The organism is Flavobacterium cryoconiti (assembly GCF_048158645.1).
Lineage (GTDB): Bacteria > Bacteroidota > Bacteroidia > Flavobacteriales > Flavobacteriaceae > Flavobacterium > Flavobacterium cryoconiti.
Genome location: NZ_JBLNKW010000001.1, coordinates 674,353 through 688,225, shown reverse-complemented (window position 1 = coordinate 688,225; position 13,873 = coordinate 674,353). Strand labels below are relative to the sequence as shown.

The 13,873-nt window shown below is 35.6% G+C and carries 12 protein-coding genes and 1 tRNA gene; 6 read left to right on the top strand and 7 right to left on the bottom strand.

Going from position 1 to position 13,873, the window contains the following annotated elements:
- Positions 1-134 precede the first annotated feature (134 nt).
- Entirely contained in the window at positions 135-740 is a 606-nt protein-coding gene (locus ACM55H_RS02775; RefSeq protein ID WP_416835052.1) for a hypothetical protein, read from the top strand.
- Here ACM55H_RS02775 and ACM55H_RS02770 read toward each other — a convergent pair.
- Complete coding sequence (locus ACM55H_RS02770) at positions 735-1,436, bottom strand: porin family protein (protein ID WP_416835051.1); 702 nt, start codon at positions 1,434-1,436, stop codon at positions 735-737. The two genes, ACM55H_RS02775 and ACM55H_RS02770, sit on opposite strands and share 6 nt — an antisense overlap.
- 406 nt (positions 1,437-1,842) lie before the next feature.
- On the opposite strand from ACM55H_RS02770, the gene gnd reads away from it, so the two are divergent.
- From gnd to ACM55H_RS02755, 3 genes are all read left to right on the top strand, one after another.
- A complete protein-coding gene (gnd, locus tag ACM55H_RS02765; protein ID WP_416835049.1) occupies positions 1,843-2,742 on the top strand; it encodes a phosphogluconate dehydrogenase (NAD(+)-dependent, decarboxylating) in 900 nt (299 codons plus the stop codon).
- Between the two features lie 100 nt (positions 2,743-2,842).
- The gene (locus tag ACM55H_RS02760) at positions 2,843-4,162 is read left to right on the top strand and encodes a gluconate:H+ symporter (RefSeq protein WP_416835048.1); all 1,320 of its coding nucleotides are present in this window, start codon (positions 2,843-2,845) and stop codon (positions 4,160-4,162) included.
- A gap of 31 nt (positions 4,163-4,193) precedes the next feature.
- Positions 4,194-5,612 (top strand): gluconokinase, encoded by a 1,419-nt coding sequence (locus ACM55H_RS02755; protein ID WP_416835047.1) that lies wholly within the window; start codon positions 4,194-4,196, stop codon positions 5,610-5,612.
- Positions 5,613-5,819: 207 nt separating this feature from the next.
- Here ACM55H_RS02755 and ACM55H_RS02750 read toward each other — a convergent pair.
- The 6 genes from ACM55H_RS02750 to ACM55H_RS02725 all read right to left on the bottom strand — a co-directional run bounded on the left by ACM55H_RS02750 (position 5,820) and on the right by ACM55H_RS02725 (position 10,433).
- Positions 5,820-5,906 (bottom strand) — tRNA-Ser (locus ACM55H_RS02750).
- 62 nt (positions 5,907-5,968) lie between these two features.
- Positions 5,969-6,997 (bottom strand): asparaginase, encoded by a 1,029-nt coding sequence (locus ACM55H_RS02745; protein ID WP_416835046.1) that lies wholly within the window; start codon positions 6,995-6,997, stop codon positions 5,969-5,971.
- Positions 6,987-8,123, bottom strand: coding sequence for a 1-acyl-sn-glycerol-3-phosphate acyltransferase (locus tag ACM55H_RS02740; RefSeq protein ID WP_416835045.1), 1,137 nt, complete (start codon positions 8,121-8,123; stop codon positions 6,987-6,989). Before ACM55H_RS02740 ends, ACM55H_RS02745 begins: the two co-directional genes overlap by 11 nt.
- 65 nt (positions 8,124-8,188) lie before the next feature.
- Positions 8,189-8,968 carry a TatD family hydrolase gene (locus ACM55H_RS02735; RefSeq protein ID WP_416835044.1) on the bottom strand — a complete coding sequence of 260 codons (780 nt, stop codon included), beginning with the start codon at positions 8,966-8,968 and terminating at the stop codon, positions 8,189-8,191.
- Between the two features lie 152 nt (positions 8,969-9,120).
- Positions 9,121-9,846, bottom strand: coding sequence for a tetratricopeptide repeat protein (locus ACM55H_RS02730; RefSeq protein WP_416835043.1), 726 nt, complete (start codon positions 9,844-9,846; stop codon positions 9,121-9,123).
- Between the two features lie 2 nt (positions 9,847-9,848).
- The gene (locus tag ACM55H_RS02725; protein WP_416835042.1) at positions 9,849-10,433 is read right to left on the bottom strand and encodes an RNA polymerase sigma factor; all 585 of its coding nucleotides are present in this window, start codon (positions 10,431-10,433) and stop codon (positions 9,849-9,851) included.
- A 291-nt stretch (positions 10,434-10,724) separates the two neighbouring features.
- On the opposite strand from ACM55H_RS02725, the gene ACM55H_RS02720 reads away from it, so the two are divergent.
- Together ACM55H_RS02720 and ACM55H_RS02715 are read left to right on the top strand one after the other, a co-directional pair.
- Positions 10,725-11,705 (top strand): hypothetical protein, encoded by a 981-nt coding sequence (locus ACM55H_RS02720; protein WP_416835041.1) that lies wholly within the window; start codon positions 10,725-10,727, stop codon positions 11,703-11,705.
- Positions 11,706-11,913: 208 nt separating this feature from the next.
- Positions 11,914-13,866 carry a PKD domain-containing protein gene (locus ACM55H_RS02715; RefSeq protein WP_416835040.1) on the top strand — a complete coding sequence of 651 codons (1,953 nt, stop codon included), beginning with the start codon at positions 11,914-11,916 and terminating at the stop codon, positions 13,864-13,866.
- Positions 13,867-13,873 lie beyond the last annotated feature (7 nt).

Sequence of the window (13,873 nt, the reverse complement as noted above, 5' to 3'; positions counted from 1 at the left end):
ACAGCTATTTCGGTTTATTAAAACTCAAATAAAAATACCTTCTATAGTTAGAAATACGTTAAAAACGCCATAAATACCAACCAACTATTTTGTCATTATTGCTATATTTGTTGGTATAAATACCATTAGAAATCTTGAAAAAAATCCTTCCAATATTCTCCTACATTTTTCATCCGATATTCATTTCGGTAATGGCAACGCTGGTTTACCTTTTTTACAATGCTTCCTTTATTATAAATCAGGAAAAGTTAGTCATTTTTTTACAAATCTTAATTATTACGGTAATCGTTCCCGTTCTACTATTTTTTTTACTACGTGCTGCCGGAAAAATTGATTCCATCATGGTTGCCGAAGTCTCCCAACGTAAAATACCTCTTCTTCTTCATTCTTTTCTCATTATTATATTGGTTCGAAAAAGCATTACGATAGATAGATATCCCGAGTTGCATTTCTTCTTTTTGGGAGCGTTAATGAGTACTTTGCAAGCTTTAATATTATCGTTTTTTAAGACAAAAGCCAGTTTACACATGATGGGCATCAGTTCCTTAACGGTATTTGTTATTGGAATAAGCATCCATTATCAGGTTCAAAGCACTTTTTTGATTGTCTTTTTAATATTTATGAATGGTGTCGTGGCTTCCTCCCGCTTAGAAATGAAGGCACATACGACTACTGAACTGATTATTGGGTTTCTCCTAGGAAGTGTATCGCAACTGCTTTTGCTGTACTTATGGCTATAAAATATAGAAAATAATTCCAATATTAAGAGAAGTCATATCGATAGGTTTGCCGTCAATTTTTGCGGTTTTGAACAGGGAATTAAAACCATAATACGCATATACATTTATTGTATTATACCCCGATGAAATATAAGCGCCATATAAAAACTTATTGAAATCTTTATTACCCGAAACAACTATTTTACTCTGATCATCACTATAAATAGATCGGTCATAAATTAAATAACTGAATTTAAAACCACCATAAATTCTCCAAAACTTATAACTTTCATAGGTTGATGTTCTCCATCTGAACTCCAGAGGAACCTCTACTAATAGTTGTGAAAATTTGTTCTTGCTAAAGATTGTTTCGGCATCAATAATTGAATACGCAGGTGTTTGGTCCATTTTAGAAATGGCAAGATTTTGATTATAATTGTTATAAGAAAAACCAATTCCGGACGCGATTGCAACGGTTCTATTTTTATTTATAGGCATGTCTCTAAGAAAACCAACCGAAAGACCAGTTGACAATTTACTTTGAGACAACCCCACAGGTTTGTTCAATAACGTATTGTAGGTAAACCCAAAATAAAACTGATCTTCTCTGTACAATGAATCAATTTTTGCTTTTGGCGTATTTTCTTGTTTCACAATTTCTTGCGAAAAAACAGAAAGAACGGATAAGAAAAGAAAAGAACTCAGAAATAATCGCATATTGCTTTTGGTTTAAAATTACTTAATGATTGTTCCACACCTATTCATAGGTTTCTATTTCTCATTATGACTTTACAAATATAGGATTTTGATACTTTTCTTATACGTATTGCTCACAAATAAAGCTTATAATAAACTAGACACAGAAAAACTTAAATCAACTTATATTTGTCTTATATATTGAGAAACATAAACCCTGTAATAAACATAAGTTTATTTAAAAAATTGTGTAGCAATTCAAATCTGCTCCATCAAAAACCAATTAATTAACATATTGATTTAAGCTAGTTTAAATATTTCTTAAATAAATTGCTTGTTAAAAAATTAAAACTAATATTTTTACTAGAAAAAAAATTTAAACGCTTTTACAAAAGCATTTTCAAATTATACTTAAAACAAAAAAGTCATGCAAATTGGAATTATAGGATTAGGAAAAATGGGCTTCAACCTTGCCCTTAACTTACAGCGAAATGGTTACGAAGTAGTAGCCCAAGATGTAAACACAGACTTTGTAACAAAAATTGGTCAGGAAGGAATCACAACTGCTCTTTCGGTAAAAGAATTATGTAATAAATTAATCGACAGAAAAGTGATTTGGTTAATGGTTCCCGCTGGCGAAATTGTTGACGGAGTTATCACTTCCCTAATTCCTTTTTTAGAAAAAAATGACATTATCATTGACGGAGGAAACTCTAACTATAAAGATTCTAAACGCCGCTATTCCCAACTGAAGGAACTTGGCATTGACTTTTTAGACTGTGGAACTTCAGGTGGAACTTCAGGAGCTTTGAATGGTGCTTGTACGATGATTGGTGGAGATGCTCCAGTATTTGAATATGTTGCGCAAGTTTTCAAGGATATTTCTGTTGAAAATGGTCACTTACATACCGGTGCAGCCGGAAGCGGACATTTTACTAAAATGGTTCACAACGGCATCGAATACGGAATGATGCAATCCATCGCTGAAGGTTTTGAAGTTTTCGAACACTCTGAATTTGATATTGATTTCGAAAAAACAGCTAAACTATTCAATCATGGTTCCGTAGTCCGCAGTTGGTTAATGGAATTGACAGAAAATGCTTTTTCGAAAGATCCAAAATTAGATGGTATTAAAGGAATCATGCATTCCTCCGGCGAAGGGAAATGGACATTGGAAACAGCCTTGGATTTAGGCGTTCCTACTCCGGTTATTGCCCTTTCAATCATGATGCGCTACCGTTCCCAAATGCAGGATACTTTTTCCGGAAAAGTGGTAGCTGCACTTCGCAACGAATTTGGCGGTCATGCAGTCGAAAAAAATGAGTAATAGAAAATCTTTTACAGCATTTAAAAGTTCAAAAAAAAGTCTCGACTGCACTCGATTTAACACGCATTTATCTGATTCCTAATTTATCACATTCCAGTCTATGTCCATATTAATTTTAATTGCAAGTATTCTTTTATTGCTTGTTTTGATATCCGCAATAAAACTGAATGCTTTCATTTCATTGATTATTGCTTCTCTTTTTGTGGGAATTGCTAAGGGCATGGGCTTTCCTGATATCATTAATTCGTTACAACAAGGAATCGGAAGTACGTTGGGTTCTTTGATTTTGATTATCGCTTTGGGAGTTATCTTGGGAAACATCCTTTCGGATAGTGGCGCGGCGCAACGAATAAGTTCTGTAATGATTCAGTCTTTTGGTATTAAACACATCAAATGGGCGATGATGCTTACGGGTTTTGCAGTAGGAATTTCGATGTTTTACAATGCCGGTTTTGTGATTTTGATTCCAATGGTTTTCGCTGTCGCAAAAAGTACTAAGCAACCCATTATTTATCTTGGAATTGCGATGGCTTCGGCCCTTTCGGTAACACACGGGTTTTTGCCACCTCATCCTGGACCAACAGCCATTGCCGTGATTTTTAAAGCAGATATTGGCAGGACCTTACTTTACGGATTAGTGATTGCTATTCCTACTTTAGTGATTGCGGGGATTGTTTTTCCAGAATTCATTAAGAAAATTATCGCCAATCCACCCAAAGGATTATTCGAGAGCAAAACATTCGATGAAAACGAAATGCCATATTTCGGTATCAGTTTTCTGACGGCTCTAATTCCTGTGATTTTAATGGCATTGGCAACAACAAGCGAATTAACCTTACCCGAAACATCATCTTTACGTCATATCCTTGGATTTATTGGAAATCCAACCACTTCAATGCTTATTGCCGTATTGTTTGCAATTGTTTTTTTAGGCATCAATCGGGGTCGAAAGATGCAGGACCTTATGGATAAATCCAGTTCGGCATTGAGTTCTGCCACCATGATTATTATGATTATTGCAGCAGGTGGCGCTTTCAAACAAGTATTAATTGACAGCGGCATCGGCACTGATTTAGCCGCATCTTTCGAACAATCAACACTTTCTCCTTTACTTTTAGGTTGGTTAATCGCAACGATTATTCGCATTGCATTGGGTTCAGCAACTGTAGCTGGATTGACTGCGGCAGGAATTGTACAGCCTTTGGTAGTTAGTTCCGGAATCAGTCCTGAATTGATGGTATTATCAATTGGAGCAGGAAGTTTAATGTGTTCGCATGTAAATGATACGGGTTTCTGGATGTTTAAAGAATATTTTGGAATCAGTATTTCGGATACGTTTAAAACATGGACCGTCATGGAAACCATAATCGGAGTTATGGGATTAGCAGGTGTATTGTTACTGAATTTATTTGTGGGATAAGAATCGTAAGCTTTAGAATAAAAAAAATTAAATGAAACAGTTTTACATAGGAATAGATATCGGCACCACAGCAACCAAGGCGGTGTGTTTTGACAAGACAGGGAAAGTGATTCGTCAATTTACCCAGTCCTACCCTATGTATCATCCAAAGCCTGATTGGAGCATACAAAAACCCGATGAAATTTTAACGGCAGTTTTAGAATGCATTGCCGAAATTACAAAAGAAATTCAGCCTGAATTCATCAGTTTTAGTTCGGCTATGCAAAGCATCATAGCTATAGACAATACTGGAAAACCCATTACCGATGCGATTCTGTGGGCAGATAATAGAGCACATTCACTAGCCGAAGCATTAAAAGAATCAGAGCAAGGTAAAAACTTCTATCAAAAAACCGGGATTCCCATTCATACTTTTTCACCAATGACTAAAATTGCTTGGTTGAAAGAATATGATACAACACACTTTTCTAAAGCGCATAAATTCATTAGCATCAAAGAATACATTTGGCATCATCTTACGGGCCAATATGTAATTGATTCCTCCATGGCTTCCGGCACTGGCTTGATGAACATTCATACGCTACAATGGGAATTGGAAATTCTTGAATTTTTAAAAATAGAAGAATCCCAACTTTCCACTATTGTTAGTCCTACGCATCAAAGCAAAGGACTATCCGATGGTTTCCATTATATTCTTGGTGGCGGTGACGGAGTATTGGCAAATTTAGGAACTGGAGCTATGGAACCAGGCCGAATGGCATTATCCATTGGAACCAGCGGTGCGGTGCGTTTGCCAGTTGACAAACCTTATATTGATTCCCAAATGCGAACGCAATGTTATCATTTGATGGACAATCAATACTTAAAATTAGGAGCGGTGAACAATGGTGCAATTGTTTTGCAATGGCTGAAAGAATCCATCTTAAAAACGGAAGAATCTTTTGAAGAATTATTTGAACAGGCTGAAACAATTCCTGCCGGATCCGAAGGCTTGCTTTTTGTCCCTTATTTATTGGGCGAAAGAGCTCCTATTTGGGATGCTTCCGCTCAGGGAACACTTTTGGGAATCCGAATCATCCATACCAAAGCGCACTTGATTCGAGCTACACTCGAAGGCATTTTATTTGGATTGTTGAGCATTACTGAAGTCTTACTTCCTGATCCAGAAAAAAGATACGAAACCACTATCATGGCTAGCGGTGGTTTTGGAAAAAGCGAACTTTGGCTGCAAATGGTCGCTGATATTTTTCAAATGAAAGTAATTGTCGCCGAAACAATCGAAGCTTCTGCTTGGGGAGCTGTTTTAATAGGGTCTAAAGCTACTGGGATTACCGTTCCATTTGAAAATAAAGTTGGAAAAACCTTTTTACCAAATAAAGATCACAAAGAAATCTACGAACAGGGTTTTGAGAAATTCAAACGGGTTTATCCTTTGTTGAAAGATATTTAAAAACGAATTTTTTAAATTAATCCAAATATCTGCTATAAAAAAAGTTTGTCACGCTATAAACCCTTTCAATTAGGGATTAACTTCGTTGATCTCTGATGGGACGTTTCATGCCCGACCCTTTTTTGTTTTATACGCTTAGACAAATAAAAAGTTTGTCACGCTATAAAACAAAAAATGCTCCCCTTTCGGGAAGCATTGATTTTTTTGCAGAGAGGATGGGATTCGAACCCACGATGCAGTTACCCACATACTAGCTTTCCAGGCTAGCTCCTTCAACCACTCGGACACCTCTCTATTTTTATTCAAGGTTGCAAAGAACACAAAAAAAACTGACTTAGAAAAGTAAAATCTGAATATTATACCATTTCTCCCCGTAAAGGTGTTTCAAAGATAGTTTTGAAGTCTTTTGGGGCAATTTTTTGGTTCAATAAGTACATTAATTTTGTGATTGCAGCTTCGGTAGTGATGTCTTTACCAGAAATCACTCCTATTTTTTTCATTCCTGTACTAGTTTCATAATGTCCCATACTGACACTTCCTCCTGAACATTGGGTAACATTAATGATGTACAATCCTTTTTCAATCGCTTTACTCAAAAGAGCTATAAACCATTCTTCGGTTGGAGCATTTCCAGAGCCATAGGTTTCTAAAACAATTCCTTTAAGATTTTGAATATTAAAAATGGCTGACAAAACTGTTTCATTTATTCCAGGAAACATTTTTATGATGACCACATTATCATCTAAATTCTTATGAACCTTTAATTTTCTTACTCTTGGTATTGGTAAAAATAATTCGGGATTCATATTTAAATGAACACCAGATTCTACCAAAGCTGGATAATTTGGGGATGTAAATGCTTTGAAATGTTCTGCATTTATTTTTGTCGTTCTGTTACCACGATATAATTTGTACTCAAAATAAAGACAAACTTCTCTTATAACCGATTTTCCATTTTCACGTAAAGACGCGATTTGGATAGCCGTAATCAGATTCTCTTTAGCATCTGTCCGTAAATCCCCAATAGGCAACTGCGACCCCGTAAAAATGACTGGTTTTGATAAATTTTCGAGCATGAAACTCAATGCCGATGCAGAATACGACATGGTATCCGAACCATGAAGTACTACAAATCCATCAAATTCAACATAATTTTCTTCAATAATCGAAGCAATTTTAGCCCATTCTTGAGGATTCATATTGGAGGAATCGATAGGATTTTCGAAAGAAATAGTCTCTATTTCACAGTCTAATTGTTTCAATTCGGGAATGCGCTGCAATAATTTACTAAAATTAAAAGCCTTGAGCGCACCCGTTTCAAAATCTTTCCTCATACCAATGGTTCCACCAGTATAAATTAGAAGTATTTTGGCTTTAGATAACATTATGGTATTTTGATTTATTAACTACAGGATTAGAGTACATAGCTAAAAATCCTTGTAATGCAATGGGATTCGTTTCGTCAATACGCATCTCTAACCTACGTTCAAAAAGTGATTTCTCATTTTCTGTATAAAGATGGGAATGGGTATTGATTTTATTAACAATATCATACGCGATATAATTCGTTGGCCATAGCTTATAATTGGACAGTATAGAATCATCAATAACTTGTGCCAATGCCAGTATTTGCTTGTTACAATTGTCATTTTCAGCAACGATTGTATCTATTTCAGTGTCTAAAACTTTCCCTATATGGATATGAATTCTTTTCTTCTGTCCCAAAGCGCCACTGAGAATCGTCATGAAGTCTTCATTTTTTTCTTTTATGTAAACTTCATTATTGGCTTCAGCCATTAATTGAGGCATTTTCAAAGCATCAGTTGGATCGTATTCATACGAAATAGAAACTGGGACGATTTTAATTTTTTTGAAATAATCCATTAAATTCTTTTCATCTGAAGCCATTCCCAGCATTTTTAAAACCCCTGGGTTTGTAGCGTCATTTCCATCTTTGGTTCTTCCTTCGCGTTGTGCAATCCAAACCGAACGGTTTTCATGAAGCAACAAGTGACCTATATATTCTGACAATAACTTTGAACTCTGCAACATTTCCCTAGGCGTTAAGCCACGTTGTACCAGAAAATTACGGTTCAGCTTTGCTAATGTCTTCAAAAAAGATTTTTTGACCAAATTATCTCCAATTGCTGAAGCTGTCATCACTAATCCATGCTCAAACAAAGCAGCATTCAATAAAGTGGTATCTAAAAGGATATCACGATGATTTGAAATAAATAGGTAAGAGGTATTAGGTTCTAAATTTTCGAAGCCAGAAGTAGTTAATCCTTCGGAACTTTTTTCTAGTACTTTCTGAACGGAGTTGTAAATAAAATTACATTGAAAATCACGAATAGAATGCGTTTTTCGGAGTTGTTCTTTCCAAACTTCGTCAGCAACATCCGGAAAAGAAAAATTCATTAATGCCTTCATCATAGGGTGATGAATCACATTTTGAAGAGCCTCGTTTATTTCGGAGTCGTAAAATGGCCGAATGGCGTCAAATTTCTGCATTGTTAGTTTTCTATGTTTGTGTGGGCAAATGAACAAAAAAAAAGTTAAAATAAAATAAATTTGTTTTAAATCCCAAAAATTGCTTTAGAATTTTCAGTTGTCGTGGCCGCAATTTCATTTGTCGTCAGACCATAAATTTCGGATAACTTGTTTACAACATTTACTAGATAGCTGCTTTCATTCCTTTTTCCTCTATAAGGAATGGGTGCTAAATAAGGGGAATCTGTCTCTAAAACGATGTTTTTCAAGTCTATTCGATTCAGGAATTGGTCGATTTTACCGTTTTTGAAAGTAACTACACCGCCTATTCCTAGTTTCATATTATACGAAATTGCTCGTAATGCCTGCTCGTATGTTCCCGAGAAACAATGAAAAATCCCAAACAAATCCTCAGATTTTTCTTCCTCTAGAATTTCGAATATCTCCTCAAAAGCATCTCGACAATGAATCACTATAGGTAATTTATATTTTTTTGCCAATTGAATTTGTCTTCTGAAGGCAATTTGTTGCTGAGGCAAATGGGTTTTGTCCCAATACAAATCAATCCCAATTTCACCAACGGCATAGAATTTCCTTTTAGCCAACTCGGCTTCTACATGTTGCAACTCTTCCAGATAATTATCTTTTACATAAGTAGGATGCAAACCCATCATCAAGAACACATTATCAGGATAATTTCTTTCTAATTCATACATGGATTCCGTACAAGAAGAATCGATTGCAGGAATAAAAAAACGAGAAACGCCGGCATCAATCGCTCTTTGGATCATCTCTTTTCGGTCTTCACCAAAATCTTCTGAATATAAATGAGTATGTGTATCGGTTATTATTGTTGTTGTTTCCAAGTGTAAAGTTTAAGAGTACAAAGTTGCGAAGTTTTTTAAAATTTAACCACAAAAGTCACAAAAGAAAAAAGACACTCCAGAAAATTCTTTTGTGTCTTTTTGATGCACTAATAAAATGCCATTTCTTTTTGTGCCTTTTGTATTTAAAAAACCTAATCCAATTTCTTCAACAATTCCTGAACTTGATCATAATCCTCGTAATCCGAAGGAATCGTCAACAAGATTTCCTTACATGACTTATAATCTTTCTGTTTTAATTTAGACAAAGCAAGACTCCAAATCGCTTTGTTTTTATAGATGGAAGTTCCTGCTTTCAGCTCCTTAAAAACAGCTTCGGCTTCTTTAATTTTATTCGTTTCCAATAATGAAATCCCATAAAAATATTGAATTTCAGGAGTTTTTTTCTCTTTTAGAACCGCTTCAAAAAACGGAATAGCCGCTTTATAATTTTTGGCATTGAAAGTAGTTTCTGCTTGTTTCAAATTAGCATCAACACTGCCTCTTTCGACGAAATAAGCATTCTCCTGTTGGTTGAAATCTTCAAAATTTGGATTTGGATTAAAAAGAAACAACCCAAACAAAACAGCAACTGATGCGGCAACTAAATACATCCAAGGCTTGAATGCAATCACTTTTGCTTTCGGCTTAGAATCTTTGAAATGATTATTAGAAATCGATTGTAAATTTTCTTTGAAAGCATCAAACGCATCAGCGTTTCCAAATTTATTTTCCAAGTGAAGATTTAATTCCTTGAAAGTGTCAAATGCCGAAGCCAATTCCGGATCTTCAGACAATTGGTTCTCGAACTTTACTTTATCTTCGGCAGACAATTCGTCTTGAAGATATTGGTCGAATAGTATATAATGTTCCTCGTTCATGGCTAAGTGATTTTTAAAGATTTAAAACGACTCGTTTCCTGAATCCACTGGGTTAATTGCCCCGTACACAACGATTTTTTCTTGCGGACATATCCGTAAGTCACATTGAGTTTCTCCGCCACTTCTTCCATTGACTTAATAGTAAAACTCAATTTTAATAACTCTTGGCATTTATCGCCCAGTTTTTGAAACATAGCATCAAAAAGCTGTTGTTTTTCTTCGAATGCTTCGGTTTCTGTAACCATCTCGGCTGTGGGTTCATTATTAGATATAAAATCTTCATCAATTGTTACCCCTTTATTCGATGCTTTTTTCAATTCATTCAACCATTTCCTTTTACACAATAAAAAAAAGTAGGCATCAAACGGGCAGGTGAGTTGCAATTTATTGGCTTTAGACTGATTAAAAAGCAAAATCATAATTTCCTGTACCACATCTTGAGCCTGATCTTCATCACCAGAATTATTCCTTATATAGGAAACCACTTTGGGAACAAATTTTTTATAAATAGATTGGATGATTGCCGAATTATTATTGGCAAGTCCCTCTATATATATTTGGTCGGGATGAATCACATTATTAGCCATAAAAAAACTTTTTATGGCTAATGTAAAAAAGAATCTGAAATAAATTCAGATTAAAGGGGTAACAATTATAAAACCAATTTGATATAGCTATGTAAACGTTCTTTAAACAACTTGAAATTATCCAACCTCTGAAAAAATTAAATTTTAAGGGGTAACAAAATAATAAGAGAGTTGATATAAGAATGAAGCCATAAGAATCTGAAATAAATTCAAATTAAAGGGGTAACAATTACAAAACAAAAAGTATCTATTAAAAAAACAATTAGAAAACAATTTAAAAAATTAGAAATCATGAAATCAAATTTAAAAAACATCGGATTATTATTCTTAGCAACAATTTCATTAGTAAGCTGTAACAATGATGGCAACGACACCGCCATTTCACCAGCATCGGCAGCAGAATTTGCAGCTGTCAAAAAAGCGGCTTTAGACGGACAAACACAAAAATTCACCATGACCGCAGGAACTGGCGTAATCACGCTAACATCAGTCAAAGGAGTTAAATTATACATCAATGGAGATTGTCTTACCAAAGGCGGAAATCCTGTAACAGGAACAGTCGATATTGAATTTGTGGAGCTTTTCGATAAAGGTAAAATGTTGGTAACCAACAAACCTACCATGGGAATAATGGGAGATGGAAATAGAAATTTATTGATTTCTGGCGGAGAATTCTTTATCAAAGCGACACAAGGTGGAGTTGATCTTGCAACCACATGCAACATTAATCTAATGGTTCCCGCAAGTTTAACTGACGGTGTAGATACTGCAATGACATTTTGGACAGGAATTGTAGATGCTAATGGAGACTTAGCTTGGAAAGATGCCAGAGATGCAGCTGGGACAAATGGAGGAAAAGGCGGCGTACAAGCAGAACAAAATAATTATTATGTTTCTTTTGGAAACTTTGGATGGACAAATGTAGATAAATTTTACAGCGACCCAAGGCCTAAAACGACGATTCTTGCTGATGCTCCTGACGGTTATGACAACACCAATAGTGCGATTTATTTATCTTACGATGGCGAAGGACAAAATGCACTTGCAAAATTAGACACCTACACTGCAGCCGGATTATTTAGCGAACATTACGGTCAAATTCCAATAGGATTAGCATGTCACGTAATTTTTGCAACCGAAGACAACGGGCAATGGAGATACGCTATCAAAGCCGTTACCGTTCAAGCAAACGATGTGTATACTTTTACCTTAGCCGAAACTACGCTAGGTACCGAAGCCCAATTAGTAGCCGCAATCAATGCTATTCAGTAGCTTACAAAATAAATTTAATAAAAAAGTGATGATTTGCTCATCACTTTTTTTTACATTTAAAAATATTTTCGAATTTATCCTGATGCTTTTCAGGAGCTAATCCTGCTGTACACTGTATCTTTCTTGTCCAGAACTTGCTTCTGGAGCCTGAACTAAATTAAGGACAAGAAAGGATGCCGTTTCCATCAGGGCTAAAACCATCCCGATTATGAAACCAACTTTATTTTTCCTCTTATTTCTAACCTCTTTTCTACTTTATTCCCAAACAAAAATAAAAGACACCATCACCCGAAGAGCAAACATTGGTTACAATCAAAAAGGGAATCTAGTCACTTTCAAGCCAGAAACGCCACCACTTATCCCAATATCCGGCGCACCAAAACCCAGTTATTCCTACTTATGGGAAATGGGTGACGGGCATTACAGCAAAGAAGCGGAACCCAAACATGTCTATAAAGCCAAAGGAACCTATACCACCCGACTCACCGTAACCAATAATTATGATAACGGAAAACCACCCGCAACAAGACCAAAAAAAGTAGTCGTAAATGAAGTTTCTGAAGAAGCTTACAAAGACATTGCTTCCATTGAAGACCAAAACGGATTCGCTATCCAAAAAAATTGCGACCCCATCCCTGAACAAGAAATGGTTGTTATTTTAAGTTATCAAAATCTGGAAAACTATGTGAGCAGCGGTAAATTATATCTTTTTTACAACGAAAAACAATTCAAAAACAACAACTTCGAATTGGTTGATTTTAGAACACATGCCGGAGAAAGAGAAATCAAGGAAAACACCATTGCATCCATAAATGACTTGGACGATTCTAATTCGTATTTGGCTTCCAGCGAAATTTTGGCTCCAGCCAAAAAATACAAAACCACCACCACCGAAGAGGATCTGGACGCCACGCTTTTAGAAGCCCATAAAACGTACAAAAACGTTTCCATTTTGGAATTTGACGACACTAATCCAAAAGAAACCCACAATGTTTTCTATACGTTCAAAACTACTCCCGAAATGATTAAAGACACGAGCGCAACCATAACCATGCGTGGTATATTTGTCCCCAATCGAAGTTTCAAGAATCACAAAATAAAAAATCTGGAGATGGAAATCGTCACTTCGCACGACCCTAACAAAATGGGTTCTAATGGAAGTTTCCTGAATTATAGGTTGGTGCGTTTCAAGAGAGTTAACTTCAAAACCCGTTTCCAAAACAATGGCGAAGGCCCGGCAAGAATGATTCGTCTGGAAACGGACATTCCGAATATGTTCGACAAAAGAACATTTCAAATTGAAGATATGTACCCCAAATGTCCTATTTGCCCTAAAGGCGAAGTACCCACAACGAGTTGTTTAGACACAATTATCAAACAAAATCAAATATTCTTCACTTTCAAAAACATTTATTTACCCGGAAGCAATCAAAAAAACATAAAAGAAATTGACAGTACCAAAGGCTTTGTAAAATACTCCATGAAATTCAATAAAGACTTTCACAAAACAAAAACCAAAAGCAGAACCGCGATAATTTTCGACAAAAATGAACCTATTATTACCAATTATGCTACTACCCGATTCTTACCCGGAATTTCTATTGGCGCTAAAGCGGGTTATAATTTGTATCCCAATTTGGAAAATTCCAAAAGCTATTTTGTTGGCGCAACCATTTCTCCTTTCAAATCCTATCGGTATTATTGGCAGGCCGAATTCGTAAACAGCATTCATACCTTTCACAATTCAAGTTCAGTTACAGATGCATTTATAACCAGTTCCAATGGAGTTCGGCAACTACAACGTACCACAACAGCATCAAATAACAGCAACATCAACTGCGAAATCCCGGTATTGATTCGTTACAATATCAATAATTATATTGGTATTGGAGCCGGATTGCAAGCTAACATCAATATTTCGGAGCAACAAGAACAAAGACAAAAAGTCGAAACCTATGAAGGGATAACCGATAAATTTTTAATTAGCACAACCCAACAATCCAACTCGGTTTCCGACTCTTTTACCAATTTAAAAACGGGTTTGCTTTTTGATTTAACAATAGGCGCAGCCAGAATTGGTCCAAGTTTAGGAGCTCGATACGTGATGAATTTCAAGGAAAATTTTAATTATTTTCAGTTTTATGGAATATGGAAGTTTTAGCTTAAAC